Genomic DNA, 26,811 nt, shown 5'->3' with positions numbered 1-26,811 from the left:
GGTGGTGGGTGAATGCATCGCGGGGCAAGCCCGCTCCCACACAGGCCAGTGGGAACGGGCTTGCCCCGCGAACAGGGCCTTAACGCCCGCCCATGATCGCAATGTAGTCCTGGGTCCAGCGGCTATACGGCACGAACTTGCCACCTTCAGCCTGCGGAGTTTTCCAGAAGGCAATCTTGTCGAAGTTGTCGAAACCATTGGTCTTGCAACCTTCGGCTCCCAGCAACTCGCTACCGCTGCATGCAGCCGGTACCGCAGGCAGAGATCCAAACCAGGCCGCTACGTCACCCTGTACCTTGGGCTGCAGCGACCAGTCCATCCACTTATACGCACAGTTGGGGTGCTTGGCCTCGGCATGCAGCATGGTGGTGTCGGCCCAGCCCGTGGCGCCTTCTTTCGGAATCACCGACGACACTGGCTGGTTGTCGGCCTTCAGGGTGTTGACCATGTAACCCCAGGAGCTGGAAGCGACCACCCCTTCGTTCTTCACATCGCTCATCTGCACGGTCGCGTCATGCCAGTAGCGATGGATCAGTGGCTGCTGTTGGCGCAGCAGCTCAAGCACCGCTTTGTACTGGGTTTCGTTGAGCTCGTAGGGGTTCTGAATGCCCAGCTCAGGCTTGGCCGATTTCAGGTACAGCGCGGCATCGGCGATGTAGATCGGCCCGTCGTAGGCCTGAACCCGGCCTTTGTTCGGTTTGCCATCTGGCAGGTCTTGCGCTTCGAACACCACGCTCCAACTGGTGGGTGGTGTTTTGAACACGTTGGTGTTGTACAGCAAGACGTTAGGGCCCCATTGATAAGGCGTGCCGTAGGCCTGGCCGTTAACCACGTACCAGGCGCCGTCTTTGAGGCGCGGGTCGAGGTTTTTCCAGTTGGGGATCAGTGCGGTATTGATCGGTTGAATGCGTTTACCGGCAATCAGACGCAGTGATGCATCGCCCGAGGCGGTGACCAGGTCGTAACCACCTTTGGTCATCAAACTGACCATTTCATCGGAGGTGGCGGCAGTCTTGACGCTGACTTTGCAGCCGGTTTCTTTTTCGAAGCCGCTGACCCAGTCGTAAGCTTTGTCGCTTTCCCCGCGCTCGATGTAGCCGGGCCAGGCGACGATATCCAGCTGGCCTTCGCCGTCCCCTACAGCTTTGAGCGGCTCAGCGGCCTGCAGGCTGGCGCTGGCCAGCAAGGCGATACTCAGGGTGCTGAGCAAAGCGGTGTTGTTCACGAGCATGGTGTTCCCTCTTGTTCAAATTATCATCGGGGCAGTCATGAAAGCGCTGGCACATCGCTTTAAGCGTAGTGCTGATCTTCGGGTATGTAGCAATGGCTTACTCAGCCATGTCGTTTTTCGTACACATCGAGCAACATCTGGAAGCAAATGCATTCAGCTTAGCTTCAGCTTGCGGCAGTACTCTTGGGAATTATTTTCGTGTCCTAGGAGGTGCCCGATGAACACCCGTGGCTTGCTTGATCAACTGCTCAAATCCGGTCAGGAACTGCTGCAGAACCAGTCTGGAAAAACGTCTGCCGGCAAACCATCTGCAAGTGGTGGGCTAGGCGACCTGCTGGGTGGCAAAGGTGGCGGTGGCCTGGGCAGTTTGTTGTCTGGCGCTGGCGGCGGCGCGTTGGCAGCCGGTGCGATGGGCCTGCTGATGGGCAGCAAAAAAGCGCGCAAATACGGCGGCAAAGCCTTGACCTATGGTGGTCTGGCAGCGCTTGGCGTGCTGGCCTACAAAGCCTACGGCAACTGGCAGGCCAAGCAGGGCGCTGCCGTGCAAGGCGAGCCGCAGACCCTCGATCGCTTGCCACCTGCCCAGGTCGAGCAGCATAGCCAGGCGATCCTCAAGGCCCTAGTGGCGGCAGCCAAGTCCGATGGCCATGTCGATGAGCGCGAGCGGGCGTTGATCGAAGGCGAGTTCGTCAAGCTTTCCAACAACGACCAGGAACTGCAGCACTGGCTGCACGCCGAACTCAACAAGCCGCTGGACCCGGCCGACGTCGCGCGCGCCGCCAGAACACCGGAAATGGCCGCTGAAATGTACATTGCCAGCGTCATGATGGTGGACGAAGAGCATTTCATGGAACGCGCCTACCTGGAGGAACTGGCACGCCAGCTCAAACTCGATCCGACGTTGAAAGTTGAACTGGAAAATCAGGTGAAACACGCTATCGGCCAATGATTGCGGGCCACTGGCCAGAGTGCTGGCCTTTTGGCCCATTCCAGCCTGCAAGTCAGCCGCAAATGCCCACAGTGCCTAGGCTATACTCTGCGCATTTTTCTGCGCGCGTAGAACACTTGAGGGCTGACTGTGAAAAACTGGACCTTGCGCCAACGGATTCTGGCGAGCTTCGCCGTGATTATCGCCATCATGCTGTTGATGGTGGTGGCTGCCTACTCAAGGCTGGTGACGATCGAAGCCGGCGAGGAAGAAGTTCGCTCCGATAGCATTCCCGGGGTCTACTACAGCTCGATGATACGCAGTGCCTGGGTCGACAGTTACGTGTTGACCCAGCAGCTGGTGGGCTTGAGTGATGACCGTGAGCTCACCACCGCTGACATGGACCTGTACAAGAGCTACGAAGCGCGCTTGAAACAGCACATGGCCAGCTATCAAGGGACTATCAAGGATCCGGCGGATCAAGCCAGTTTCGACGAGTTCGTACGTTTCGAAGAGGGCTACATCAAGTCCATCGAAACGGTCCTCGATGCCTACCGTCGCAAGCAGTACAGCGAAGCCGATCGCCTGATCAACGAGGTGCTGACGCCGGCCTGGACTGCCGGACGTAATCACTTGAACAGCGTGATCGAACGCAACCGCCAATCGGCCACAGACGCGGCGGATTCGATCTCTGAGGCCGTGGTCACGGCTAAATTCAGCATGATCATTTCGCTGGTGCTGGCAATCATTGCCGCCGCCATTTGCGGCTTGCTGCTGATGCGCGCAATTACCGCGCCCATGCAACGCATTGTGCATGCCCTGGACAAACTCAGCAGTGGCGACCTCAGTGTGCGCATGAACCTGGAGCGCAAAGACGAATTCGGCGCAGTGGAAACCGGCTTCAACGAGATGATGGGCGAGCTCACCAGCCTGGTGTCGCAGGCGCAGCGTTCGTCGGTGCAAGTCACCACGTCTGTTACCGAGATCGCGGCTACCTCCAAGCAGCAGCAGGCGACCGCTACTGAAACCGCCGCCACCACTACCGAAATCGGTGCCACCTCGCGGGAAATTGCGGCCACCTCGCGTGACCTGGTGCGGACCATGACCGAGGTGACCTCCGCTGCGGATCAGGCTTCGATTCTTGCCGGTTCCGGCCAACAAGGCCTGGCACGCATGGAAGAGACCATGCATCAGGTGATGGGCGCCGCCGATCTGGTCAACAACAAGCTGGCGATCCTCAACGAGAAGGCCGGCAACATCAATCAGGTGGTGGTGACCATCGTCAAAGTGGCCGATCAGACCAACCTGCTGTCGCTCAATGCCGCCATCGAGGCAGAGAAAGCCGGTGAGTATGGCCGCGGCTTTGCCGTGGTGGCCACCGAGGTACGGCGTCTGGCCGACCAGACCGCAGTCGCAACCTATGACATCGAGCAGATGGTCCGTGAAATCCAGTCGGCAGTGTCTGCCGGGGTCATGGGCATGGACAAATTCTCCGAAGAAGTGCGCCGCGGCATGTTCGAGGTGCAGCAGGTCGGCGAGCAACTGAGCCAGATCATCCATCAGGTCCAGGCCTTGGCGCCGCGGGTGTTGATGGTCAACGAGGGGATGCAGGCCCAGGCCACTGGTGCCGAGCAGATCAATCATGCGCTGGCGCAGTTGGGTGATGCCAGCAGCCAGACCGTGGAGTCGCTGCGCCAGGCCAGCTTTGCCATCGATGAGTTGAGTCAGGTGGCAAGCGGCCTGCGTGGCGGTGTATCGCGGTTCAAAGTCTGATCCGCCGATGACCGATCTTCAGTCCCGTCACCGCAACGGCGCAAGTTCCCACGGGGTCTTGCACCTGTTGTTCAGAATCGCTGAGCAGCGCTTCGCCCTTGACGCCCATGAGGTCGCCGAGGTGTTGCCGCGTTTGCCGTTAAAGCCCATCGCCCACACCCCGGACTGGGTTGCCGGGGTATTGGCCCATCGCGGCGCATTGGTACCGGTGATTGATATCGGCGCCTTGAGTTTTGGATTGCCCGCCCCTATACGCACCAGTACCCGATTGGTGCTGGTGCATTATCGGGTTGACCCGCAGCGGCCGGAACTGCTGCTGGGGTTGATTCTCGAGCAGGCCACCGACACATTGCGTTGCCAGCCCGACGAATTTCAGCCCTACGGCCTGGACAACCAGCAGGCCCCTTACCTGGGGCCGGTGCGTGAAGACGCCCATGGCCTGGTGCAGCGCATCAGTGTCCAGGACCTGCTCAGCGAAGCGGTGCGAGCGCTGCTGTATCCCGTGCCTGACGAACAGGTTGAGCGTATGGAACAGCCATGAGCAGTCAACAACGTTTTTTTCGTTTCTTGCAGGAGCGCATCGGCCTGGATGTTGCCTCGATCGGCGCGCCAATGGTTGAGCGCGCGTTGCGCCAACGTTGCACCGCTGTGGATGCTTTTGATCTGGACGACTATTGGCTGCGCTTGCAGCAGTCGGCCGAGGAGCAGCAGGCGCTGATTGAAGCGGTGATCGTTCCCGAGACCTGGTTTTTCCGCTATCCAGAGTCGTTTACCGCGCTCGCGGGGTTGGCCAGCAAGCGCCTGGCCGAGCTGGCCGGTACTCGACCGCTGCGCATTCTCAGCTTGCCGTGTTCGACCGGTGAAGAGCCTTACTCGATTGCCATGACCTTGCTGGACGCGGGCATCACCGGGCATTCGTTCCGTGTTGAAGGGATTGATATCAGCCCACTGTCGATCAGTCGCGCCGAGCAAGGGCGCTACGGGCGCAACTCCTTTCGCGGCGCGCAGCTGGAGTTTCGCCAGCGGCATTTTGACCTCAGCGATGATGTTCATGTGGTGCATGAACGGGTACGCCAGCAGGTCAAGCTGCAGGTCGGTAACGTGCTCGATCCTGCGCTGAAGGCGCGGGCTGGCAGTTATGACTTTGTGTTCTGCCGCAATCTGTTGATCTATTTCGATGTACCGACTCAACAACGGGTGTTCGAGGTGCTCAAGAGCCTGATCCACGAGCAGGGCGTACTGTTTATCGGGCCCGCCGAAGGCAGCCTGTTGGCGCGCATGGGCATGCGTCCGCTGGGGATTGCCCAGTCGTTTGCTTATGTACGCCAGAGCGAAGCAGAGCCTTCGTTTGTCAGCAAACCGCTGACCATGGCACCAATACCGCCAGCGGTTCCCCTTGCACCACGGCCGTTGCCGGCACCTGTGCGCCCGTTCAAGGCGACGCCAGCGCCTGTGGCTGCTCAAAAAAATACGACTGACAGCAGTGCCGAGCTGCTGGCGCAGATCGCCCACTTGGCCAATACCGGCAACAGCACCGAAGCCCAGGCCGCGTGTGCGCGCTACCTGAAGCAATACCCACCGCATGCTCAGGTGTTCTACTGGCAAGGCCTGCTCAGCGATATAGCCGGTGACGCCGGTGAGGCGCTCAGCCATTACCGCAAGGCCCTGTACCTTGACCCGCAGCATGCCGAGGCATTGGCACACCTGGCAGCATTGCTTGAATCCCAGGGCGATAGCGCAGGGGCCCGTCGTTTGCAGGAGCGTGCTGCACGCCAAGCTGATCGAGAGGCTGAACAATGATTGCAGACGATCAGGTACATGTTGTCGCCAGTGACGCCAGCGCTATTGATGACTGCTGGAACCGCATCGGCATCCGCGGCGATAAAAGCTGCCCGTTGTTGATTGACCATATTCACTGCCGCAACTGCGATACCTATGCGCATGCCGCCACGCGCCTGCTGGATCGCTACGCGTTGGCTCAAGATGCACACGAGCAGGTGCAGGTAGAGCAAGCGCGGGCCGGCCGTTCGATGTTGCTGTTTCGCCTGGGTGAAGAGTGGCTGGCGCTGGCCACGCGCTGCCTGGTAGAAGTTGCACCGCTACAGCCGGTGCACTCATTGCCGCACCAGCGTTCGCAGGTGCTGCAGGGGGTTGCCAATGTTCGCGGAGCACTGGTGCCGTGCTTGTCGCTGCCTGACCTGCTGGGGATGGCGTCGAGCGCCACTGGCAGCACCTCGAATCGGGTGATGCCGCGCATGTTGATCCTTGGCGCCCCCGGTGGTTCGGTGGTGGTACGCGTCGATGAAGTTGACGGTATCCACGGCCTGGACCCTGAACGCCTGGTGCATGAGCAGGGCGAGACGGACTTTACCGCAGCCGTGCTGCAATGGCGTGGACGCAGTGTACGCGTACTGGATGAAGAACAGCTGCTGACGGCTGTGAACCGGAGCCTTTCATGACCCCAGAGCAAATGCGGGATGCGTCGTTGCTCGAGCTGTTCGGCCTGGAGGCTGAGGCACAGACCCAGGTGCTCAGCGCCGGTCTGCTGGCACTGGAGCGCAACCCGACCCAGGCCGATCAGCTGGAAGCCTGCATGCGTGCAGCCCACTCCCTGAAAGGGGCGGCGCGGATTGTCGGTGTCGATGCCGGGGTAAGTGTTGCCCATGTGATGGAAGACTGCCTGGTAAGCGCTCAGGAAGGCCGGATCCTGCTGCGCCCGGAGCATATCGACGCGCTGCTGCAAGGCACCGACCTGCTGATGCGTATCGCCACACCGGGAGATGCTTCGCTGGAACCGGCGGTGCAGGCGTTCCTCGTGCAAATGGCCGCGCTGCTTGACCCTGCCGCCACACCGGCGCCAAGCGTAGCCCAGGCGCCCGCGCCATTGCCGGTCAGCGAGCCGCTGCCGGTGATGGCAGAGCCGGTGCTTGAGCCCGCTGTGGCTGAGCTTGAGCCGGAGGTGCTCGCCCCGCGTAAAGGGGCGCGCAACAAAGAGGGTGGCGAGCGCGTCTTGCGGGTCACCGCCGAGCGCCTTAACAGCTTGCTTGACCTGTCGAGCAAGGCCTTGGTTGCGACTCAGCGCTTCAAGCCCTACCTGGCGACCATGCAGCGCCTCAAGCGTATGCACAATCAAAGCATTCAGGCGCTTGACGGGCTTAGAGGCCAGTTGCAACACAGCGACCAGAGTCCGGAAGTTCACGAGGCGCTGGCCCAGGTTCAACAGTTGTTGCAGCAGACCCAACAGGTTCTCCTGCAGCAAGTGACAGGCCTCGATGAGTTCGGCTGGCAAGCGAACCAGCGCTCGCAATTACTGTATGACACCGCGCTGGCCTGCCGGATGCGCCCGTTTGCCGATGTGCTGACCGGGCAAAGCCGTATGGTTCGCGACCTGGGACGCTCATTGGGCAAGCAAGTGCGCCTGCAAATCGAAGGCGAGAAAACCCAGGTTGATCGCGACATTCTGGAAAAACTCGAAGCGCCATTGACCCATCTGCTACGCAATGCGGTTGACCACGGCATCGAACTGCCGGAACGCCGCTTGCTGGCCGGCAAACCACTGGAAGGGCAGATCCGCTTGCGCGCCTCCCATCAGGCCGGCCTTTTGGTCCTGGAACTGAGCGACGATGGCGCCGGTATTGATCTGCAGCGGGTGCGTCAGAGCATTATCGAGCGTCAACTGTCGCCCGCCGAAACCGTGGCGCAGATGAGCGAAGCCGAGTTGCTGACGTTCCTGTTCCTGCCGGGCTTCAGTTTGCGCGACCAGGTTACCGAAGTGTCCGGGCGTGGCGTTGGCCTGGATGCTGTGCAGCATATGGTGCGTCAGCTACGCGGCTCTATCGTGCTGACCCAGACCCGCGGGCAGGGCAGTAGCTTCCAGCTGGAGGTACCGCTGACGCTGTCGGTGGTGCGCAGCCTGGTGGTTGAAGTGGCCGATGAGGCCTATGCTTTTCCGCTGGCGCACATTGAGCGCACCCTGGAGCTGTCGACTGACGCTATCGTGCAGATCGAGGGGCGGCAGCACTTCTGGCATGACGGGCGGCACATCGGCCTGGTCGCGGCGAGCCAGTTGCTCAATCGCCCCGCGCGTGAAGCCGAAGGCCAGACGATCAAAGTGGTGGTCATCCGTGAGCGTGACATGCTCTACGGTATCGCGGTCGAGCGCCTGATCGGCGAGCGTGTGCTGGTGGTGATGCCGCTCGATCCACGGTTGGGCAAGGTGCAGGACATCTCTTCCGGGGCCTTGCTCGATGACGGTAGCGTGGTGTTGATCATCGACGTTGAAGACTTGCTGCGCTCGGTCGATAAATTGCTCAGTACCGGGCGCCTGGAACGCATCGAGCGTGGCCAGCGCAATGTCCGTGAGGCGGCGCGAAAACGTATTCTGGTGGTTGATGATTCGCTCACCGTGCGCGAGCTGCAGCGCAAGTTGCTCAGTAATCGCGGGTATGAAGTCGCGGTTGCAGTCGATGGCATGGACGGTTGGAACGCCTTGCGCAGCGAGGATTTCGACCTGCTGATCACCGACATCGATATGCCGCGCATGGATGGTATCGAACTGGTCAGCTTGTTGCGGCGGGACAGTCGTTTGCAGACCTTGCCGGTGATGGTGGTTTCCTACAAGGATCGGGAAGAAGATCGTCGTCGTGGACTGGAGGCTGGAGCCGACTACTATTTGGCCAAGGCCAGTTTTCATGATGACGCCTTGCTGGATGCGGTGGTCGAGTTGATCGGGGGAGCGCAAGGATGAAAATCGCTATCGTCAACGACATGCCCATGGCCGTGGAGGCCCTGCGCCGGGCGTTGGCGTTTGAGCCCGCGCATCAGGTGATTTGGGTCGCCAGCAATGGCGCCGAGGCCGTGAAGCGCTGTGCGGAACAGACACCCGATCTGATCCTCATGGATCTGATCATGCCGGTGATGGACGGGGTCGAAGCCACGCGCAGGATCATGGCCGAGACGCCCTGCGCAATTGTGATCGTGACCGTCGACCGGCAACAGAACGTGCACCGCGTGTTCGAAGCCATGGGCTATGGCGCGCTGGACGTGGTCGATACCCCGAGCCTGGGCGCCGGTGACCCCAAGGAAGCGTCGGCGCCGCTGTTACGCAAGATCCTCAATATCGGTTGGTTGATCGGTCAGCAGCGCAGCAACGCACCGCGGCCGATCGCGGCACCGCTGCGTGAGGTGGCGCAGCGCCAGTGCCTGGTGGCGATTGGCTCATCGGCCGGAGGGCCGGCGGCATTGGAAGTCTTGCTCAAAGGCTTGCCGCGAGAGTTTCCTGCCGCCATTGTCCTGGTTCAGCACGTTGATCAAGTGTTTGCCGCCGGCATGGCCGAATGGCTCAGCAGTGCTTCAGGGCTGAGGGTGCGCCTGGCCTGCGAGGGCGAGCCACCGCAGGCCGGGCAGGTATTGCTGGCGGGCACCAACCATCACATTCGCCTGCTCAAGAGCGGCAACCTGGCGTACACCGCCGAGCCGGTCAACGAGATCTACCGGCCTTCGATCGACGTATTTTTTGAAAGCGTGGCCCGCTACTGGCGCGGCGACGCAGTGGGCGTACTGCTGACAGGCATGGGGCGAGATGGCGCTCAAGGCCTGAAACTGATGCGCCAACAGAGCTTCCTGACCATTGCTCAGGACCAACAAAGCAGCGCCGTGTACGGCATGCCCAAGGCTGCGGCGGCAATCGACGCGGCCATGGAAATTCGTCCTTTAGAACGGATTGCTGCACGATTGATGGAAATTTTTCCAAAATGACGATATGTATTGTGCCACGTCGGGTATCCGGCAGTGACCAGGTGACAGCGTATGAATGAATTACCGCTCGACGGATTCCCGGCCACGAATGAAAATTCGGCAATGGTCCTGTTGGTCGACGATCAAGCCATGATCGGTGAGGCGGTGCGACGCGGCCTGGCTCATGAAGACAACATCGACTTCCACTTTTGCGCCGACCCGCACCAGGCGGTGGCCCAGGCGATCCGCATCAAGCCGACCGTGATCCTGCAAGACCTGATCATGCCCGGGCTTGACGGCTTGACGTTGGTGCGTGAGTACCGCAACAACCCGGCAACCCAGGACATCCCGATCATTGTCCTGTCGACCAAGGAAGATCCGTTGGTTAAAAGCGCGGCCTTTGCGGCCGGAGCCAACGACTACCTGGTCAAGCTGCCCGACAACATCGAATTGGTAGCGCGCATTCGCTACCACTCGCGTTCCTACCTGACTCTGCTGCAACGCGACGAGGCCTACCGCGCCTTGCGTGTCAGCCAGCAGCAGTTGCTCGACACCAACCTGGTACTGCAGCGCCTGATGAATTCAGACGGCCTGACCGGTCTGTCGAACCGCCGGCATTTCGATGAGTACCTGGAGCTGGAATGGCGTCGGGCGATGCGTGAACAGACGCAACTGTCGTTGTTGATGATCGATGTCGATTACTTCAAGGCGTTCAACGATACCTTCGGTCACCTGGCGGGCGATGAAGCCTTGCGCAAAGTGGCCGAGGCGATCCGCAACTCCTGTTCACGCCCAAGCGACCTGCCGGCCCGTTACGGTGGCGAAGAGTTTGTGCTGATCTTGCCGAACACGTCGCCGGGTGGTGCGCGCCTGGTAGCGGAGAAGCTGCGTCAGAGCGTGGCGGCGATGAACATTGCCCACGATATGCCTGAGCCCAACTCGCACCTGACCGTCAGTATCGGCCTGGCCACCCAGACCCCGACCATTGGCAGCCATTGCCGACAACTGATCTCGGCGGCGGACAAGGGCTTGTATCTGGCCAAGAACAATGGGCGCAATCAGGTAGGGGTAGCCTAACCCCACACACCCGTAGGAGCGGGCTTGCCCCGCGATGTGATGTGACTGACACATCGCAATCGCGGGGCAAGCCCGCTCCTACAGGGCGCTTAGTCCCGAGAAATGGCATACCTTTCTCGAATGCCTCTCAGCTCTTCGATTCTGTCGCTAAATACCCACTTTATAAGACATTCGACAATGACTTCCTCGCCGCTGAGGCGGTTCTTATTGATGGTGTCGTCGGCGGTAAATGGCGCTTGTTCTTGCGCCCCGGGAAAGGCTTTTTTGTACCAGTCGTTGTTGTTGAAGATCAATGTGATTTCCAGCGCTTGCAGCCCCTCCAACCCGGAGTGGCCGGGATAGTCGAATATGACCGGCGTATTCAGTGGAAGCCGGTTCCAGTGAAGCGTTCCGTCTTCGGCGTCGGGGAAATAGGGCGGTTTGACTGGTTTTGGAAGTTCCAGCGTAATGACTTCCAGCATTTTCTTACGACTGAAGGGCGTTTGTGTACTCATGTCGATCCCACTCCTGGAGGCTTGAGCGATAGTGCGATTGCGCTCGCACAGCCTGCCCATTGCATCCTCGTTCGGCGGCAAGCGCTACTGACAGAAATATCAGGTGCCCCTACCGACAGCGCAGCAGGACAGGGTTTTACCGCTGGCAGCAGGTTGATCGAAGCCGCCCGACGGACTGCCGCCGAACCGCAGACTCGGTTATAATCCCCGGCTTTTCTACCGATTCCGCACGAGAGTTGCCCGCCCATGGAAATCCAACCGATCCTGAATACCATCAAGGACCTCACCGAGCGTTCCCAGTCTATTCGGGGGTATCTTTGACTACGATCAAAAAGCTGACCGCCTGATCGAAGTCAACCGCGAACTGGAAGACCCTGCCGTCTGGAACAAGCCCGAGTACGCTCAGAGCCTGGGCCGTGAGCGCGCCCTGTTGGTGCAGGTCGTGGAGACCCTGGACAAGATGTCCGGTGGCCTGGCCGACTGCAAAGACCTGCTCGACATGGCCGTCGAGGAGAATGACGAAGGCGCCGTAAGCGACGTCGTGACCGAGCTGCAGAGCCTTGAAGAACACCTGGCCCAGCTTGAGTTCCGTCGCATGTTCAGCGGCGAAATGGACATGAACAACGCCTACCTGGACATCCAGGCCGGTTCCGGCGGCACCGAAGCGCAGGACTGGGCCAACATCCTGCTGCGCATGTACCTGCGCTGGGCCGACAAGCGCGGTTTCGACGCGACCATCATTGAGCTTTCCGAAGGTGACGTCGCCGGCATCAAGGGTGCCACCGTGCACATCAAGGGCGAGTACGCGTTCGGCTGGCTGCGTACCGAAATTGGCGTTCACCGCCTGGTGCGCAAGAGCCCGTTCGACTCCGGCGCCCGTCGCCATACCTCGTTCTCGGCGGTGTTCGTCTCGCCCGAGATCGACGACAAGGTCGATATCGAAATCAACCCGTCTGACCTGCGTATCGACACCTACCGCTCCTCGGGTGCCGGTGGTCAGCACGTAAACACCACCGACTCGGCCGTGCGTATCACTCACGTGCCGACCAACACCGTGGTGGCTTGCCAGAACGAACGTTCCCAGCACGCCAACAAAGACACCGCGATGAAAATGTTGCGGGCCAAGTTGTACGAGCTGGAAATGCAGAAGCGCAACGCTGCATCGCAGGCCCTGGAAGACAGCAAGTCGGACATTGGCTGGGGCCACCAGATCCGCTCCTACGTGCTTGATGACTCGCGCATCAAGGATCTGCGTACCGGCGTCGAGCGCAGCGACTGCCAGAAGGTGCTGGACGGTGACCTCGACCAATACCTGGAAGCAAGCCTCAAGCAGGGGCTGTAAGCATTTACGCCGTGGTGGGCCCGTGGGAGCGGGCTTGCCCCGCGATCCCTCATCCGCGAGGGGCAACGAACACCTGATGGAAAGAATGACGACATGAGCGACCTCAAGACCGACCCGCAAGACCTGCAACAGGAAGAAAACACCCTGATCGCGCTGCGCAAGGAAAAGCTTGCTGCCGAGCGCGCCAAGGGCAATGCCTTCCCCAACGACTTCCGCCGTGACAGCTACTGCAACGACCTGCAGAAACAGTATGTCGACAAGACCAAGGAAGAGCTGGAAGCTGCAGCGATTCCGGTCAAAGTTGCCGGCCGTATCATGCTCAACCGTGGCTCGTTCATGGTGATCCAGGACATGACCGGTCGCATCCAGGTCTACGTCAACCGCAAAACCCTGCCGGAAGAAACCCTGGCTGCGGTGAAAACCTGGGACCTGGGCGACATCATCGCCGCCGAAGGTACCCTGGCGCGCTCCGGCAAGGGCGACCTGTACGTCGAAATGACCAACGTGCGCCTGCTGACCAAGTCGCTGCGCCCGCTGCCCGACAAGCACCACGGCCTGACCGACACCGAGCAGCGCTACCGCCAGCGTTACGTCGACCTGATGGTCAACGAAGAAGTGCGCGACACCTTCCGCGTGCGCTCGCAGGTCATCAACCACATTCGCAATTTCCTGATCAAGCGTGACTTCCTCGAAGTCGAAACGCCGATGCTGCAGACCATCCCGGGTGGTGCCGCGGCCAAGCCGTTCGAAACCCACCACAACGCCCTGGACATGGCCATGTTCCTGCGTATCGCGCCGGAGCTGTACCTCAAGCGTCTGGTGGTCGGTGGTTTCGAGAAAGTCTTCGAAATCAACCGCAACTTCCGTAACGAAGGCGTTTCGACCCGGCACAACCCCGAGTTCACCATGCTCGAGTTCTACCAGGCCTACGCTGACTACGAAGACAACATGGACCTGACCGAAGAGCTGTTCCGTGAACTGGCTCAGCTGGTACTGGGCAGCACTGACGTGCCGTACGGTGACAAGGTGTTCCACTTTGGCGAGCCATTCGTGCGCCTGTCGGTGTTCGACTCGATCCTCAAGTACAACCCTGAGATCACCGCTGCCGACCTGCAAGACATCGACAAGGCGCGTGAAATCGCCAAGAAAGCCGGTGCCAAGGTGCTGGGCTTCGAAGGCCTGGGCAAGCTGCAGGTGATGATTTTCGAAGAGCTGGTCGAGCACAAGCTGGAGCAGCCGCACTTCATTACCCAATACCCGTTCGAAGTGTCGCCGCTGGCTCGTCGTAACGACGAAAACCCGAACGTCACCGACCGTTTCGAGCTGTTCATCGGTGGCCGTGAGATCGCCAACGCCTACTCCGAGCTCAACGATGCCGAAGACCAGGCCGAGCGTTTCATGGCCCAGGTGGCCGACAAGGACGCTGGCGACGACGAAGCCATGCACTACGACGCCGACTTCGTACGTGCCCTGGAATACGGCATGCCGCCAACCGCTGGTGAAGGTATCGGTATCGACCGTTTGGTGATGCTGCTGACCAACTCGCCATCGATTCGCGATGTGATCCTGTTCCCGCACATGCGCCCACAGGCCTGAGCCTATTGAACAAGCCGCCTTTCGGGGCGGCTTTTTGTTGCCGGTAGGAGCGGGCTTGCCCCGCGATCCGATGTGCCGACACACGGCGATCGCGGGGCAAGCCCGCTCCTACAGCACCTTCCACACCTTAGGGGTGAATCAGCTGTGACTCCTGCAATGGCCCAACAAGGCGCCGCTGGCGTTGCCACGTCGGTTGCCGAAAGTGTTCAGTATCAGGGCCGCAAGGCCAGTCGCCAGGGCAGTGAACAGCGCCGTCAGGACATTCTCGATGCCGCCATGCGCATTGTCGTGCGCGAAGGTGTTCGCGGTGTGCGGCACCGCGCGGTAGCCGCTGAAGCCGGTGTGCCACTGTCGGCAACGACGTACTACTTCAAAGACATTGAAGACCTGCTCACCGATACCTTCGCCCAGTACGTGGAACGCAGTGCGGCCTACATGGCCAAGCTGTGGGAACACACCGAAATCGTCCTGCGCCAGTTGCTCGCCCAAGGCGATCAAAGCCCGCAGTGCCGCGCGCGCCTGGCCGATGAAATCGCAAAGATGACCGCCGACTACGTGCAGCGGCAGTTGCACAATCGTCGTGACTTCCTGATGGCTGAGCAGGCCTTTCGCCAGGAGGCACTGTTGTGCCCGCGCCTGGCCGAGCTGGTCAAGCTGCACGAGCAGATTCTGCTGCGTGGCGCCGGGCAGATGTTGCAGGTGCTGGGCTCGCGCCAACCCCAGCAAGATGCGCTGGTGTTGACGGCGATTATCGAGCAGATGGAATATCAGGGCCTGCTCGACGCCTCACGCGCCGATGCGCAAGCGCAGATGCTCGCTATCCTTACCCGGTATCTGCATCTGGTGCTGGCTGCTGTGTGAGACGCGACTCTTTTTCAAGGAGAACCCGATGAAAGCCAGAAGTCTGCTGTTGGCGTTGTCGTTTTTGCTGCTGGGTGGTTGTCTGGTGACCTTCAATGAGCCAATGCCGGCCAACGAAGCGGCGCCCAAGGCCCTGCTGGGCAAATGGTCGAGCAAGGACGCCTGGGGCGAACCCCTGAGCCTGACCATCAGCCGCAGCGGTGGTAATGCTTACAAGGCAGTGGCTGTCGGCAAGGACAAGAAGCGCGATGAGTACGCCTTTACCGTGTCCAAACACGGTAATCGCTGGTACCTCTCGGCCGGTGTGCCCAAGCGCCTGGGCGGTAACTTCCTGATCGGCGGGTTCGATGTTGTCGATGGCAAAGAGTTGGTGATCTACAACCTCGATGTCGAGCAGGTCAATCAGGCGGTGGCGAAGAAAGAGCTCAGCGGGCGTACCTATGAGGTACCTGAAGACAACGGCGAAGGCGTGTTGATCGACAGCCCGGCCGAGCGGGTTCTGGCCTACCTGGATGACCCGGCCAACTCCGACCTGTTCATCGAAGTGGCGCGTTTCCAGCGCGCTGGCAAGTAGTCAAGGCAAGTCATACAGACCATTCAAGGAGTTTAGGGTGGACGAGTACCAGCAGACAATTCGTGCCCTGTCTGATCGCATTGTCCTGGCGCAAACGCCCATTCGCGTGCTCGATGCAGTGAAGTGGGACGACAGCATCCGCCAGGCTTTTCTCAAGACCAAAGGCAAGGAGCCGCCGCAGGTGGACCGCGCCTATTACCTGGGGCGGCCGCTGTCGTTCGATTCCAGCGCAGTCAAGCTTGAGTTCCAGAACATCGAGCGCGATATCACCCGGCAACTGGGTCAGTTCAACCCGGTTGGGCAAATCATGCGGCGCATGTGCAAGGAATACCGCATGGTAGTGCGCATGCTGGAGGCGCGTGGCACCGAGGATTTCGGCCTGATCTCCCAGGAGCTGTATGGGGCGGCGTCCGATGCATTTCATGCTGGCGATCCGACCCTGGCTGACCTGGGGCTGATGCTTTCGGACTACCTGAACAACATCGACGGCCGTGGCGACCTGAAGGACGAACCGAAGAACCTTACCGCCAAACAGGCAGTGGAGATGCTGCAAGGCCGCCTGAACAAGGTGTTCAACGAAGCCGAAGACACCATCCGCGTGTTCGAGTCTGATGGCATTGTCGCCGACGCGGCGGCAGGGGCGGACTACATCAAGATTCGCGCCGACGCCATGTTCAACAGCCGTGATGTTCGTGCCCTGGAAGTGCACGAAGGCCTGGTGCATGTCGGTACCACCCTCAATGGCCTGAACCAGCCGATCTGTACCTTCCTGGCCAAGGGCCCGCCCTCGTCGACCGTGACCCAGGAAGGCCTGGCGATTCTTATGGAGGTGATTGCCTTTGCCTCCTATCCGAGCCGCCTGCGCAAGCTGACCAACCGTACCCGCGCCATTCACATGGTCGAGGAGGGCGCCGACTTCATGCAGGTCTACGAGTTCTTCCGCGCCCAGGGGTTCGGCATGCCGGAGAGTTACGGCAATGCCAGCCGGGTATTCCGGGGTTCGGTGCCCAATGGCTTGCCATTTACCAAGGACTTGTCCTACCTCAAGGGCTTTATCATGGTTTACAACTATATTCAGTTGGCCGTGCGTAAAGGCAAGCTTGAGCAGATCCCGCTGTTGTTCTGCGGCAAGACCACCCTTGAAGACATGCGTACCTTGCGCCAATTGGTCGATGAGGGCCTGGTTGAACCGCCCAAGTACCTGCCGGAGCAGTTTCGCGACCTCAATGCGCTGTCGGCGTGGATGTGTTTCTCCAACTTCCTCAACCACCTGAGCCTGGACCGGATTGAAGCCGATTACTCGAATATTCTCTGATACCCGCTGCAGGCTCATCGGCCTGCTGCTGGTGTTACTGAGTCTGGGTGGTTGCAGTTCACTGTTGTTCTACCCTGAGCCTGGCCAACCCTTTACCCCGCAAAAGGCCAAGCTGGAGTACCGTGACATCACCCTCACCGCCGCCGACGGCACGCGCCTGCATGGCTGGTGGCTGCCGGCCAAGGCGGGTGTGGAGGTCAAAGGCACGGTGCTGCACTTGCATGGCAACGGTGGCAACCTGGCCTGGCACCTGGGTGGCAGCTGGTGGCTGCCCAAGCAGGGCTATCAGGTACTGCTGCTGGACTATCGCGGCTATGGCCTGTCCCAGGGCGAACCAACGTTGCCTGAGGTTTACCAGGACATCGAGGCAGCGCTCAACTGGCTGGACCAGGCACCCGAAGTGCAAGGTAAGCCGCAGGTACTGCTGGGGCAGAGCCTCGGTGGCGCCATGGCCATTCATTACCTGGCCCAGCACCCACAGCAGGCCAAGCGCTTCAAGGCCCTGGTGTTTGACGGCGTACCGGCCAGTTACCGTCAGGTCGGACAATTCGCCCTGAGCAACTCATGGATGACCTGGCCCTTTCAGGTGCCGCTGTCGTGGCTGGTCCCCGACGGTGACAGTGCGATCCATTCGATCAGTCAGTTGAAAACGCCACCGAAACTGTTTTTCCACAGCATCGATGATGCCATCGTGCCGCTTACCAACGGCATCCAGCTGTACCAGGCCGCGCCACCACCCCGGGTGCTACAACTGACCCGCGGTGGCCATGTGCAGACCTTTGCCGACCGCACCTGGCGTCAGGTCATGCTGCGCTTTCTGGACGACCCGGCACATTTCAATGGATTACGCCGTTTGGCCGAAGTCCCCAATTACCCTGACGAGACGTCACAATGAGTGAAGAACGTAACGCTATTCCCCTGATTATCACCGGTGTGTGCAGCATCATCGGTACGGTTGGCGCGCTGTGGTACTACGGCTACCTGCATTTCGCCAAGCCTGAAGACGCGCTGCTGCTGTCGGATTTCACCATGCTCAAGACAGTGCCGGGGGAGGACTACAAGATCTCGTTGAAGCCGGCCAACCAGGTGGCCCAGTGTGTGGATGGCGTACTGGTGTTGTTCGACACCTCGCAAAAAGGCCTGACCGGCGTGCTGGTGGACAGCAAGAAGCAGGCGGTTCGTTGCCTGGGGCAGGAAACGCCGCAGCAGGTTGAGGAATAAACGCATCCCGGGGGAGGTGGGAGCAACTGTCTTGCACCACCTGTAGGAGCGGGCTTGCCCCGCGATTGCGGCTCGTCTGCCACACCGAATCGCGGGGCAAGCCCGCTCCCACAGGTAGTTGCCACCAGTGATCAATCAATGCGCCTGGCTGACCGTGCGCGGTGCCACTGGCTGGTTGTCATTGGAGATGGTCACCTCGACCCGGCGATTCTGCGCCCTGCCTGAGTTGCTGGCGTTGTCCGCCACCGGAAACTCCTTGCCATATCCCTGCGCAACGATGCGTGCCGGTTCTACCCCTGCACGCACCAACGCCATACGCACAGCGCCAGCGCGGCGCTCGGACAGTGACTGGTTGTAATTGGCGCTGCCTTTGCTGTCGGTGTAGCCCTCAACAATCACCTGACGATCCGGATTTTCCTGCAAGTAGCGCGCAAGGGTGGTGATGTTAGGCAAGGCGCTGCTCTTGAGCGTGGCCTTGTCGAAGTCGAACAGTACATCGCCAAAGGTCACCAGGGTGCCGCGATCGGTCTGCTTGGCATTGAGGCTGTCCTGCAGTTTCTGGATCTGCGCGTCGCGCGCATCCAGGCGGGCTTTGGCGCGCTGGGCCGAGGCGTCTTGCAGTTTGTTTTCTGCCGTGCGCAGGGCAATGGTCTGCTTCGCCACTTCGACGCGTTGGTTGGTCAGGTAAGCCAACTGATCGACGTGCTGCACGTCTTCTTTGTTCTGGTACGCCGCATCGGCTTTGTTCAGCCAGTCTTGGGCGTCCTTGGTTTCAAGGGCGGCGACTTTGCTCGCCTGCGGGTTGCTCTGCAGGGTCGAGAAGTTGCTGCGGGCCGACTCCAGGTTGGCGTTCGGTTGTGTCGAGCAGGCCGCCAGAGCAACGCTCAGGGCCAGCAGGGCGGGAATCATCATCTGGGTGCGCATAAGGTCATCCTTTGATCAATTACGAGAACAGGGGGCGGCAACGCAGCATCACTGCGTGCTGCGCATGCCTTCCTCACGCAGGTCCTGAACGCCCTCGTGGGCATCCTGCACGGCCTTTTCGGCCTTGGCCGCCTGCGCCTTGCGTTCGGCAACCCGCGCATCCCACTCGGCCTGCTCGGCCAGGCGTTTGGCGTCGGCGTACTGCTTGTCGTGCATGGCGATTTCCGCCTGCTTGAGTTTGTCCTGCGCCGCTTTCATTTCCACGGCGGCAAACTCGGTGCCGCCGGCGCTGACAGCCGAGTTCACCGCCGATTGAGTCACCGCGTACTGCTCGCTGGGTGGCTTGCCGGCGCATCCGGCCAGCACCAGGCTGCTGCCCAGTGCCAGTAGGCTCAGCTTGAGCCCGCGCAGGTGAGTGGGAGAGGGATTAGTAGTACGGGTCTTCATAGTGGTCAGCTCCATTGGATCACTCCTGATGAACAGTGAATTCCGTAACAGTCCATAGGCGCCTCGTCGCCGTCGGCGCGAGGGAATTGCCGTGATGGCTACTGGCTGTGACCGAGGTGTTTTTTCGATAGTTCAGAAAAAATTGCCGCAAAATTACGGCTTTTACTGACTGATCGGTCAGTCGTTTTTTTCGGAACTTCCGAGGTGCGCCGTGGTACGCGGGCGCCTGCGCAGGCGCCCGTTATCGGCTCAAGAGGCGGGGGGTCAGTGGCTTGATTCGTCGTTGTGGCTGTTTATGTCCTGCAGGTAGCGACGCGACAATTTCAGAAAGCGCGGTGTTGGGCCGATGTCTTCGTACAGCGGGTCGCCCTCTTCATCGGTGGCAATCACCTGCTGGCCCTGGATGTACGGGAAGCTCGCTTCCAGCTCTTCAAGGGCTGCGCCAAGCAGTTCGCCCAGCAGCTCTTCGGGGCGACGCTTGGGGTACATTTCGGCCAGGGCCGCCAAACGTGCCGTCGACTCCACATCCAGATGCAGAACGTGGCCAGTGGGGCTGAGGCGGCCTTTGGCGTTCTGTTCCCAGTACTTGGCAAGCTCGCGAATTTTCATGATGACCTCTTCAATCCTCAGGGATCTGATTTCAGCGTAGCTACTGCGCAGCCTTTGGTCTGCCTTGAAAGCATGACCGGTACTGGGGCACTCTGGGGCCAGAGCGGTTTTCCAGGAATGCCGGAGACTAAGGCTGATGACTGATATCGATGTGCGCTTGCGTGAAGATGTTCATTTGTTGGGCGAGTTGTTGGGAGACACCATTCGTGAACAACACGGTGAGGTGTTCCTGCAAAAAATCGAAGACATTCGGCGCAGCGCCAAGGCCGATCGCAGTGGGGCTGGTGAGCAGTTGAGTTCAACCCTCAACGACCTGGCCGAAGACGAACTGCTGCCGGTGGCACGCGCCTTCAACCAGTTTCTCAACCTGGCCAACATCGCCGAGCAGTACCAATTGATTCGTCGTCGTGACGCCGATCAGCCAGCACCCTTCGAAGCCCGGGTGTTGCCCGAACTGCTGGCGCGGCTCAAAGCCGCCGGGCACAGTGACGACGCGCTGGCGCGCCAACTTGGCAAGTTGAACATCGAACTGGTGTTGACCGCCCACCCCACTGAAGTGGCGCGCCGCACCCTGATCCAGAAGTACGATGCGATTGCCGCGCAACTGGCGGCGCAAGATCATCGCGACTTGATCCCCGCCGAGCGCGAGCACGTTCGTGAGCGCCTGCAGCGGCTGATTGCCGAAGCCTGGCACACCGAGGAAATCAGGCGCACCCGGCCAACGCCAGTGGATGAAGCCAAGTGGGGCTTTGCGGTGATCGAGCACTCACTGTGGCACGCTATTCCGCATCATCTGCGCAAAGTCGACAAGGCGTTGCACCAGGCCACAGGCCTGCACCTGCCGCTCGAAGCTGCGCCGATCCGCTTTGCCTCATGGATGGGCGGTGATCGTGACGGCAACCCCAATGTCACCGCTTCAGTAACCCGAGAGGTGCTGTTGCTGGCGCGCTGGATGGCCGCAGACCTGTTCCTGCGCGATATCGAATCGCTGGCCGCCGAATTGTCCATGCAGCAGGCCAGTGACGCGCTGCGGGCCAAGGTGGGCGATGCCGCCGAGCCGTACCGCGTGCTACTCAAGCAATTGCGCGACCGCCTGCGCGAAACCCGCAGTTGGGCGCACAGCGCCTTGACCTCGGCGCAGACGCCTTCGCCCCAGGTATTGCACGACAACCGCGACCTGTTCGAACCCTTGCACCTGTGTTTCGAGTCGTTGCACGCCTGTGGCATGGGCGTGATTGCCAACGGCCCGTTGCTTGACTGCCTGCGCCGGGCGGTGACTTTTGGCCTGTTCCTGGTACGTCTGGATGTGCGTCAGGATGCGGCTCGGCACACCGCCGCGCTCAGTGAGATCACCGAGTATCTCGGTCTTGGCCGTTACGCCGACTGGGATGAAGAGGCGCGCATCACCTTTCTGGCGCAGGAACTCAACAACCGTCGCCCACTGCTGCCGGCTTACTTCAAACCCCAGGCCGATACCGCAGAGGTGCTGGCCACCTGCCGTGAGATCGCTGCTGCGCCTGCGGCTTCCCTGGGCTCTTACGTGATCTCCATGGCCGGTGCGGCTTCTGATGTGTTGGCGGTGCAGTTGCTGCTCAAAGAGGCCGGGGTACAGCGGCCCATGCGGGTGGTGCCGCTGTTCGAAACCCTCGCCGACCTCGATAACGCTGGCCCGGTGATGGAGCGCCTGCTCGGTTTGCCGGGCTACCGCAGTGCGCTGCACGGCCCTCAGGAAGTGATGATCGGTTACTCCGACTCGGCCAAGGACGCGGGCACCACGGCAGCCGCCTGGGCGCAGTATCGGGCCCAGGAAACGCTGGTACGCATCTGCCGCGAGCAGCAGGTCGAGCTGCTGTTGTTCCATGGTCGCGGTGGCACGGTGGGGCGCGGCGGTGGCCCGGCTCACGCGGCCATTCTGTCGCAACCGCCAGGTTCGGTAGCAGGGCGCTTCCGCACCACCGAACAAGGCGAGATGATCCGCTTCAAGTTCGGCTTGCCAGACATCGCCGAACAAAACCTCAACCTGTACCTGGCCGCCGTTCTGGAAGCGACCTTATTGCCGCCACCACCACCGCAGCCGGCCTGGCGTACGCTGATGGACGAGCTGGCCGCTGATGGGGTCAAGGCCTACCGTGGCGTAGTGCGCGACAACCCCGAATTCGTCGAGTACTTCCGCCAATCGACACCAGAGCAGGAACTGGGGCGCTTGCCGTTGGGCAGCCGTCCGGCCAAGCGCCGCGCCGGGGGAATCGAAAGCCTGCGGGCGATTCCATGGATCTTCGGTTGGACGCAGACGCGTCTGATGCTGCCCGCCTGGCTGGGTTGGGAGGCAGCGTTGAACAACGCGCTGAAGCGCGGGCAGGGCGAGCTGTTGGCCGAAATGCGCGAGCAGTGGCCGTTCTTCCGCACCCGTATCGATATGCTGGAAATGGTTCTGGCCAAGGCCGATGCCGATATCGCCCGCTCCTACGACGAACGTCTAGTGCAACCAGAACTGCGACCTTTGGGTGCGCATCTGCGCGACCTATTGTCGCAGGCGTGCCAGGTGGTGCTGGGTCTGACCGGGCAGCCGGTGCTACTGGCACACAGCCCGGAAACCCTGGAATTCATCCGCTTGCGCAACACCTACCTGGACCCGCTACATCTATTGCAGGCCGAGTTGCTGGCACGTTCGCGCAAGCAGGAAGCCGCTCTGGACAGCCCGCTGGAGCAGGCCCTGCTGGTCACTGTGGCGGGTATCGCGGCCGGCTTGCGCAATACCGGTTGAGCCAGCGCGCAGTGTCATCAATTGCCTCGACAGAGAGGGGAGAATGCTTGCAAAGCAATGGGTTGCGCTCGGCGCAACCTGTGCTTTGTGCGGTGAGTGTGTGTGGTTTTTTCCAACTTTCGGGCGCTTGTGTGGCTCGAAGGCGCTGTGTATCTTGAGCAGCCTTTTGACTGATTTGTAGTCATCACCCAAATTCCGGACTTGGCCCTCTGCGCCGACTCCATTGATTTGCTTACAAAAATGAGGAGCACAATATGCGCGTGATTCTGCTGGGAGCTCCCGGGGCCGGTAAAGGTACTCAGGCAAAGTTCATCACCGAAAAGTTCGGTATTCCACAGATCTCCACCGGCGACATGCTGCGTGCCGCGGTCAAAGCTGGCACCCCGCTGGGTCTGGAACTGAAAAAAGTCATGGACGCCGGTCAGCTGGTTTCCGATGAGCTGATCATCAGCCTGGTCAAGGAGCGTATCGCTCAGCCAGATTGCGCCAACGGCTGCCTGTTCGATGGTTTCCCCCGCACCATTCCGCAAGCTGAAGCGATGGTTGCTGCAGGCGTCGATATCGATGCCGTGGTCGAGATCGCCGTGGACGACGAAGAAATCGTCGGCCGCATGGCGGGTCGTCGCGTGCACCTGGCCTCGGGCCGCACCTACCACATCCAGTACAACCCGCCGAAAGTCGAAGGCAAGGACGACGCCACTGGCGAAGACCTGATCCAGCGCGACGACGACAAGGAAGAAACCGTGCGTCATCGTCTGTCGGTCTACCACAGCCAGACCAAGCCCCTGGTGGACTTCTACCAGAAGCTGTCGGCTGCTAATGCGGGCAAACCGAAGTACAGCCACATTGAAGGCGTCGGTTCGGTTGAAGCCATCACCGCCAAGGTTCTGGCTGCACTGAGCTGATTGACGCTTGGTACGCAGACAACGGCCCGCTTGCGGGCCGTTGTTGTTTATAATGCCGCTCTTTTTTCATTCGCCTGGATACCCCGATGACCACCTTGCTGGCCCTGGATACCGCCACTGAAGCCTGCTCCGTTGCCTTGCTGCACGACGGTAAGGTTTCCAGCCATTACGAGGTGATTCCACGCCTGCACGCCCAGAAACTGCTGCCGATGATCCAGCAACTGCTGGCCGATGCTGGCACCACCTTGTCTGCCGTGGATGCCATTGCCTTCGGTCGTGGCCCGGGCGCTTTCACTGGCGTACGTATTGCCATCGGTGTGGTGCAAGGCCTGGCTTTCGCCCTGGAGCGTCCGGTGTTGCCGGTGTCGAACCTGGCGGTGCTGGCCCAGCGTGCCTTGCGTGAGCAGGGTGTAACGCAGGTGGCGGCCGCCATCGATGCGCGCATGGATGAGGTGTACTGGGGCTGCTATCAGGCGGTCGACGGTGAAATGCGCCTGCTGGGTAACGAAGCGGTACTGGCCCCCGAGCGCGCTGTTCTGCCGGAAGGCGTCAGTGGCGAGTGGTTTGGCGCCGGTACCGGTTGGGGTTATGCCGAGCGCATTCCAGTGGCCCTGAGCGGCCAGGATGCCAGCCTGCTGCCGCATGCCGAAGACTTGCTGACCCTGGCGACCTTTGCCTGGCAGCGGGGCGAGGCGATTGCGGCTGACCAGGCTCAGCCTGTCTACCTGCGCGATAACGTGGCAACCCCGAAAGCGCGGTAACACCCGGTGGGAGCAACTGACTTGCACCACCTGTGGGAGCGGGCTTGCCCCGCGATTGTGGTCTGTCAGTTACATCGCATCGCGGGGCAAGCCCGCTCCTACTCGTCTATTATTCCAAGTGCAAATAAAACCTTTGGCCCAAACTGTGGTCTAGTTATCGTTCGGGCATTAGCGAAGGAATTCTGATGCTGCTAAATTGCCATCATTGTTCTTGAGAAGATCGCCATGCGCATAGACGGTTTTTCCTCACAGTCCTACCCCATCAAGCGGGCTCCGCGCAAAGCACCGGTTCGTAACGATGACGTGGACGAGGATCTGCCGGGCGAGTTCGAAGTACAGCCTCAGGCCAGCAGCGGCCAGGCGCGCACGGCGGGTTTGCCAGCACGCCAGCAGGACATGATTTTCCCTCGCGCGCGCAACAAACGCACCGCTCAGGCCCTGGCTAGCTACCTGACCACTGCAGGTTTCGTTGACTGGGAGATGGAAGTGCTGGGGCTGGACCTGTACATTTGATGGATGAGTCTGTCCACGCTTCCCTATTTTCTTGGTTGTCCCTCCTGGAGTGAAAACGCCTGGCGTGACTACCTCTATCCGGCTGACGCCAAGACCAGCGAGTTTCTTGGCCTGTACAGCCAGGTATTCAATGCCGTAGAAGGCAACACCACCTTTTATGCCCGCCCGGCACCGGCCACGGTTGAACGCTGGGCGCAAACCATGCCCGCGCATTTTCGCTTCACAGCCAAGTTTCCTGGCGACATCAGCCATGCCGGTGACTTGCGCGAGCAGCTGCCTGTGGCGCACTCCTTCATTGAGTTGCTCAAGCCCTTGGGCGCGCGCGTGGCACCGTTCTGGTTACAACTGCCCTCAACCTTTGGCCCGGCGCGGATCGCTGAGCTGATTGCCTTTCTGAATGAAGTCGACGTGCCAATTGCTGTGGAAGTGCGCAACCGTGCGTTCTTCGCCAGAGGCGATGAGGAACGCCAGCTCAACCGTTTGCTGCAAGGGCGCGGCGTCGAACGCATCTGCCTGGATCCGCGCGCGTTGTTCAGCTGCACCTCGGATGACCCGGGTGTTGTGCATGCCCAGTCGAAAAAGCCACGGGTACCGCCGCGACCGACTGCTTTCAGCCAGCATCCGCAAGTGCGTTTCATTGGCCATCCGCAGTTGGAGGCAAACGAGCCGTTTCTGTTGCCGTGGCTGGACAAAGTAGCGGCCTGGATCGAAGAAGGTCGCAGCCCCTATGTTTTCCTGCATACTGCCGATAACCGCTTGGCCGCAGCATTGGCGCAGCGTTTTCATCGAGGCTTGATGGAGCGTTTGCCTGGGCTGGCGGCTTTGCCTGAACTGGACAGAGCCCCCGAGGCTGAACAACTCGGCCTGCTCTGAACGCGACCTGCCGCCTGCCCGGGAGCCGTGATCATGGATGTACAGACCTTACGTGCCGAAGCCTTCAAAGCCCTGCATGAACGCGAGGGCGCTTTTGTCATTCCCAACCCCTGGGATGCCGGCTCGGCCAAACTGTTGGCAAGCCTGGGCTTTGAGGCACTGGCCACCACCAGTGCCGGGCTTGCCTTTTCGCTTGGCCGGCCGGATGCCGAAGGCGCGCTGACGCTCGACGAAACCCTGGCGAACGCCCGCAGCATTGTCGATGCGACCGCGTTGCCGGTGGCGGCAGACCTTGAGAACGGCTTCAGCGATGACCCCCAAGGCTGTGCCGCTGCCATTGTGCAGGCTGCGCAAGCCGGGCTGGTGGGGGGCTCCATCGAAGACGCCAGCGGTAACAGCGAGGCGCCGATCTACGGTTTTCACCTGGCAGTCGAGCGAGTCGAAGCGGCAGTGGCCGCTGCCCGCAGCCTGGATTTCCCCTTCATGCTTTGCGCCCGTGCCGACAATCTGCTGCACGGCCAGCAAGACCTGGACGACACCATCGCCCGCCTGCAAGCCTTCGCCGAAGCAGGCGCTGACGTGCTCTACGCACCGGGGCTACGCACGGCTGAAGAGATCCGCCGTGTGGTGCAGGCGGTAGCGCCCAAGCCTGTGAACCTGCTGATGGGTGTCAGTGGCATGGCGCTTAGTTTCGCCGATGTGCAGGCGCTGGGCGTCAAGCGCATCAGTGTCGGTTCGTCATTGGCCAGGGCGGCCTATGGCGCGTTTCTGCGCGCCGCTGAAGGCATTCGCGCAGACGGTCGTTTCGACTATGCCGATCAGGCGCTGCCTTTTGCCCAGCTCAATCAGTTGTTCAGGCGTTGACTG

26 protein-coding genes are annotated in these 26,811 nt (G+C 60.7%); 21 read left to right on the top strand and 5 right to left on the bottom strand.

Annotated elements, in window-relative coordinates:
- Positions 1-79 precede the first annotated feature (79 nt).
- Positions 80-1,231 (bottom strand): putative ABC transporter substrate-binding protein YdcS, encoded by a 1,152-nt coding sequence (gene ydcS, locus ACP6KB_RS21720; RefSeq protein WP_442109316.1) that lies wholly within the window; start codon positions 1,229-1,231, stop codon positions 80-82.
- Between the two features lie 217 nt (positions 1,232-1,448).
- Between ydcS and ACP6KB_RS21715 the strand changes: the two genes are divergently transcribed.
- The 8 genes from ACP6KB_RS21715 (at position 1,449) to ACP6KB_RS21680 (ending at position 10,745) form a co-directional block, all read left to right on the top strand.
- Positions 1,449-2,180 carry a tellurite resistance TerB family protein gene (locus ACP6KB_RS21715; RefSeq protein WP_442109315.1) on the top strand — a complete coding sequence of 244 codons (732 nt, stop codon included), beginning with the start codon at positions 1,449-1,451 and terminating at the stop codon, positions 2,178-2,180.
- Positions 2,181-2,369: 189 nt separating this feature from the next.
- Complete coding sequence (locus ACP6KB_RS21710) at positions 2,370-3,932, top strand: methyl-accepting chemotaxis protein (protein ID WP_442114359.1); 1,563 nt, start codon at positions 2,370-2,372, stop codon at positions 3,930-3,932.
- Positions 3,933-3,939: 7 nt separating this feature from the next.
- Positions 3,940-4,473 carry a chemotaxis protein CheW gene (locus ACP6KB_RS21705; protein WP_442109314.1) on the top strand — a complete coding sequence of 178 codons (534 nt, stop codon included), beginning with the start codon at positions 3,940-3,942 and terminating at the stop codon, positions 4,471-4,473.
- Positions 4,470-5,732 (top strand): CheR family methyltransferase, encoded by a 1,263-nt coding sequence (locus tag ACP6KB_RS21700; protein ID WP_442109313.1) that lies wholly within the window; start codon positions 4,470-4,472, stop codon positions 5,730-5,732. The genes ACP6KB_RS21705 and ACP6KB_RS21700 overlap by 4 nt, the downstream gene beginning before the upstream one ends.
- On the top strand, positions 5,729-6,391 hold the full coding sequence (locus ACP6KB_RS21695) for a chemotaxis protein CheW (protein ID WP_442109312.1): 663 nt from the start codon (positions 5,729-5,731) through the stop codon (positions 6,389-6,391). The genes ACP6KB_RS21700 and ACP6KB_RS21695 overlap by 4 nt, the downstream gene beginning before the upstream one ends.
- A complete protein-coding gene (locus tag ACP6KB_RS21690; protein ID WP_442109311.1) occupies positions 6,388-8,679 on the top strand; it encodes a hybrid sensor histidine kinase/response regulator in 2,292 nt (763 codons plus the stop codon). The genes ACP6KB_RS21695 and ACP6KB_RS21690 overlap by 4 nt, the downstream gene beginning before the upstream one ends.
- Positions 8,676-9,689: a chemotaxis response regulator protein-glutamate methylesterase gene (locus ACP6KB_RS21685; RefSeq protein WP_442109310.1), complete on the top strand. Its 1,014-nt coding sequence runs from the start codon at positions 8,676-8,678 to the stop codon at positions 9,687-9,689. The genes ACP6KB_RS21690 and ACP6KB_RS21685 overlap by 4 nt, the downstream gene beginning before the upstream one ends.
- A 51-nt stretch (positions 9,690-9,740) precedes the next feature.
- Complete coding sequence (locus ACP6KB_RS21680) at positions 9,741-10,745, top strand: diguanylate cyclase (RefSeq protein WP_442109309.1); 1,005 nt, start codon at positions 9,741-9,743, stop codon at positions 10,743-10,745.
- A gap of 89 nt (positions 10,746-10,834) precedes the next feature.
- On the opposite strand, the gene ACP6KB_RS21675 is transcribed toward ACP6KB_RS21680, so the two are convergent.
- Positions 10,835-11,239 (bottom strand): hypothetical protein, encoded by a 405-nt coding sequence (locus ACP6KB_RS21675; protein ID WP_442109308.1) that lies wholly within the window; start codon positions 11,237-11,239, stop codon positions 10,835-10,837.
- A 246-nt stretch (positions 11,240-11,485) separates the two neighbouring features.
- Between ACP6KB_RS21675 and prfB the strand changes: the two genes are divergently transcribed.
- The 7 genes from prfB (at position 11,486) to ACP6KB_RS21640 (ending at position 18,148) form a co-directional block, all read left to right on the top strand.
- A protein-coding gene (gene prfB / locus ACP6KB_RS21670; protein ID WP_442109307.1) for a peptide chain release factor 2 occupies positions 11,486-12,581 on the top strand; the annotation gives its coding sequence in 2 pieces (ribosomal slippage) (positions 11,486-11,557 and positions 11,559-12,581; 1,095 coding nt in all).
- 93 nt (positions 12,582-12,674) lie between these two features.
- Complete coding sequence (gene lysS, locus ACP6KB_RS21665) at positions 12,675-14,177, top strand: lysine--tRNA ligase (RefSeq protein ID WP_442109306.1); 1,503 nt, start codon at positions 12,675-12,677, stop codon at positions 14,175-14,177.
- 156 nt (positions 14,178-14,333) lie between these two features.
- On the top strand, positions 14,334-15,038 hold the full coding sequence (locus ACP6KB_RS21660) for a TetR/AcrR family transcriptional regulator (RefSeq protein WP_442109305.1): 705 nt from the start codon (positions 14,334-14,336) through the stop codon (positions 15,036-15,038).
- Positions 15,039-15,066: 28 nt separating this feature from the next.
- Positions 15,067-15,612, top strand: coding sequence for a hypothetical protein (locus ACP6KB_RS21655; RefSeq protein ID WP_442109304.1), 546 nt, complete (start codon positions 15,067-15,069; stop codon positions 15,610-15,612).
- A 37-nt stretch (positions 15,613-15,649) separates the two neighbouring features.
- Positions 15,650-16,927 (top strand): flavohemoglobin expression-modulating QEGLA motif protein, encoded by a 1,278-nt coding sequence (locus ACP6KB_RS21650; protein ID WP_442109303.1) that lies wholly within the window; start codon positions 15,650-15,652, stop codon positions 16,925-16,927.
- Positions 16,899-17,822, top strand: a complete 924-nt coding sequence (locus tag ACP6KB_RS21645; protein ID WP_442109302.1) for an alpha/beta hydrolase — start codon at positions 16,899-16,901, stop codon at positions 17,820-17,822. Before ACP6KB_RS21650 ends, ACP6KB_RS21645 begins: the two co-directional genes overlap by 29 nt.
- Complete coding sequence (locus ACP6KB_RS21640) at positions 17,819-18,148, top strand: hypothetical protein (RefSeq protein ID WP_442109301.1); 330 nt, start codon at positions 17,819-17,821, stop codon at positions 18,146-18,148. The genes ACP6KB_RS21645 and ACP6KB_RS21640 overlap by 4 nt, the downstream gene beginning before the upstream one ends.
- A 135-nt stretch (positions 18,149-18,283) precedes the next feature.
- Here ACP6KB_RS21640 and ACP6KB_RS21635 read toward each other — a convergent pair whose 3' ends face one another.
- The 3 genes from ACP6KB_RS21635 to ACP6KB_RS21625 form a co-directional block, all read right to left on the bottom strand.
- Entirely contained in the window at positions 18,284-19,072 is a 789-nt protein-coding gene (locus ACP6KB_RS21635; RefSeq protein WP_442109300.1) for an OmpA family protein, read from the bottom strand.
- A gap of 48 nt (positions 19,073-19,120) precedes the next feature.
- Complete coding sequence (locus tag ACP6KB_RS21630; protein WP_442109299.1) at positions 19,121-19,534, bottom strand: DUF4398 domain-containing protein; 414 nt, start codon at positions 19,532-19,534, stop codon at positions 19,121-19,123.
- Positions 19,535-19,783: 249 nt separating this feature from the next.
- Complete coding sequence (locus ACP6KB_RS21625; RefSeq protein ID WP_442109298.1) at positions 19,784-20,128, bottom strand: pilin assembly protein; 345 nt, start codon at positions 20,126-20,128, stop codon at positions 19,784-19,786.
- A gap of 136 nt (positions 20,129-20,264) precedes the next feature.
- Between ACP6KB_RS21625 and ppc the strand changes: the two genes are divergently transcribed.
- The 6 genes from ppc (at position 20,265) to ACP6KB_RS21595 (ending at position 26,808) form a co-directional block, all read left to right on the top strand.
- Positions 20,265-22,892, top strand: coding sequence for a phosphoenolpyruvate carboxylase (gene ppc / locus ACP6KB_RS21620; RefSeq protein ID WP_442109297.1), 2,628 nt, complete (start codon positions 20,265-20,267; stop codon positions 22,890-22,892).
- A 254-nt stretch (positions 22,893-23,146) separates the two neighbouring features.
- A complete protein-coding gene (adk, locus tag ACP6KB_RS21615; protein WP_442109296.1) occupies positions 23,147-23,797 on the top strand; it encodes an adenylate kinase in 651 nt (216 codons plus the stop codon).
- 86 nt (positions 23,798-23,883) lie between these two features.
- Positions 23,884-24,558: a tRNA (adenosine(37)-N6)-threonylcarbamoyltransferase complex dimerization subunit type 1 TsaB gene (tsaB, locus tag ACP6KB_RS21610; protein ID WP_442109295.1), complete on the top strand. Its 675-nt coding sequence runs from the start codon at positions 23,884-23,886 to the stop codon at positions 24,556-24,558.
- 225 nt (positions 24,559-24,783) lie between these two features.
- Complete coding sequence (locus ACP6KB_RS21605) at positions 24,784-25,071, top strand: hypothetical protein (protein ID WP_133216939.1); 288 nt, start codon at positions 24,784-24,786, stop codon at positions 25,069-25,071.
- A 3-nt stretch (positions 25,072-25,074) separates the two neighbouring features.
- The gene (locus ACP6KB_RS21600) at positions 25,075-25,944 is read left to right on the top strand and encodes a DUF72 domain-containing protein (RefSeq protein WP_442109294.1); all 870 of its coding nucleotides are present in this window, start codon (positions 25,075-25,077) and stop codon (positions 25,942-25,944) included.
- A 33-nt stretch (positions 25,945-25,977) separates the two neighbouring features.
- Positions 25,978-26,808, top strand: a complete 831-nt coding sequence (locus ACP6KB_RS21595) for an isocitrate lyase/PEP mutase family protein (RefSeq protein WP_442109293.1) — start codon at positions 25,978-25,980, stop codon at positions 26,806-26,808.
- The last annotated feature ends 3 nt before the right edge of the window (positions 26,809-26,811 follow it).

It is taken from the genome of Pseudomonas sp. NUPR-001, assembly GCF_052147955.1.
Taxonomy (GTDB): Bacteria; Pseudomonadota; Gammaproteobacteria; order Pseudomonadales; family Pseudomonadaceae; genus Aquipseudomonas.
Note: the sequence above shows the minus strand (reverse complement) of the source record. Positions and strands in the feature narration are given on the sequence as shown.

Coding starts and splice junctions, on each gene's coding strand:
- adk (WP_442109296.1), top strand. CDS start 23,147: ATGCGCGTGATTCTGCTGGGAGCTCCCGGGGCCGGTAAAGGTACTCAG.
- ACP6KB_RS21675 (WP_442109308.1), bottom strand. CDS start 11,239: ATGAGTACACAAACGCCCTTCAGTCGTAAGAAAATGCTGGAAGTCATT.
- lysS (WP_442109306.1), top strand. CDS start 12,675: ATGAGCGACCTCAAGACCGACCCGCAAGACCTGCAACAGGAAGAAAAC.
- ACP6KB_RS21700 (WP_442109313.1), top strand. CDS start 4,470: ATGAGCAGTCAACAACGTTTTTTTCGTTTCTTGCAGGAGCGCATCGGC.
- ACP6KB_RS21715 (WP_442109315.1), top strand. CDS start 1,449: ATGAACACCCGTGGCTTGCTTGATCAACTGCTCAAATCCGGTCAGGAA.
- ACP6KB_RS21705 (WP_442109314.1), top strand. CDS start 3,940: ATGACCGATCTTCAGTCCCGTCACCGCAACGGCGCAAGTTCCCACGGG.
- ACP6KB_RS21685 (WP_442109310.1), top strand. CDS start 8,676: ATGAAAATCGCTATCGTCAACGACATGCCCATGGCCGTGGAGGCCCTG.
- ACP6KB_RS21625 (WP_442109298.1), bottom strand. CDS start 20,128: ATGAAAATTCGCGAGCTTGCCAAGTACTGGGAACAGAACGCCAAAGGC.
- ACP6KB_RS21595 (WP_442109293.1), top strand. CDS start 25,978: ATGGATGTACAGACCTTACGTGCCGAAGCCTTCAAAGCCCTGCATGAA.
- tsaB (WP_442109295.1), top strand. CDS start 23,884: ATGACCACCTTGCTGGCCCTGGATACCGCCACTGAAGCCTGCTCCGTT.
- ACP6KB_RS21605 (WP_133216939.1), top strand. CDS start 24,784: ATGCGCATAGACGGTTTTTCCTCACAGTCCTACCCCATCAAGCGGGCT.
- ACP6KB_RS21655 (WP_442109304.1), top strand. CDS start 15,067: ATGAAAGCCAGAAGTCTGCTGTTGGCGTTGTCGTTTTTGCTGCTGGGT.
- ACP6KB_RS21710 (WP_442114359.1), top strand. CDS start 2,370: ATGCTGTTGATGGTGGTGGCTGCCTACTCAAGGCTGGTGACGATCGAA.
- ACP6KB_RS21630 (WP_442109299.1), bottom strand. CDS start 19,534: ATGGAGCTGACCACTATGAAGACCCGTACTACTAATCCCTCTCCCACT.
- ACP6KB_RS21660 (WP_442109305.1), top strand. CDS start 14,334: ATGGCCCAACAAGGCGCCGCTGGCGTTGCCACGTCGGTTGCCGAAAGT.
- ppc (WP_442109297.1), top strand. CDS start 20,265: ATGACTGATATCGATGTGCGCTTGCGTGAAGATGTTCATTTGTTGGGC.
- ACP6KB_RS21680 (WP_442109309.1), top strand. CDS start 9,741: ATGAATGAATTACCGCTCGACGGATTCCCGGCCACGAATGAAAATTCG.
- ACP6KB_RS21600 (WP_442109294.1), top strand. CDS start 25,075: ATGAGTCTGTCCACGCTTCCCTATTTTCTTGGTTGTCCCTCCTGGAGT.
- ACP6KB_RS21635 (WP_442109300.1), bottom strand. CDS start 19,072: ATGCGCACCCAGATGATGATTCCCGCCCTGCTGGCCCTGAGCGTTGCT.
- ACP6KB_RS21695 (WP_442109312.1), top strand. CDS start 5,729: ATGATTGCAGACGATCAGGTACATGTTGTCGCCAGTGACGCCAGCGCT.
- ydcS (WP_442109316.1), bottom strand. CDS start 1,231: ATGCTCGTGAACAACACCGCTTTGCTCAGCACCCTGAGTATCGCCTTG.
- ACP6KB_RS21690 (WP_442109311.1), top strand. CDS start 6,388: ATGACCCCAGAGCAAATGCGGGATGCGTCGTTGCTCGAGCTGTTCGGC.
- ACP6KB_RS21640 (WP_442109301.1), top strand. CDS start 17,819: ATGAGTGAAGAACGTAACGCTATTCCCCTGATTATCACCGGTGTGTGC.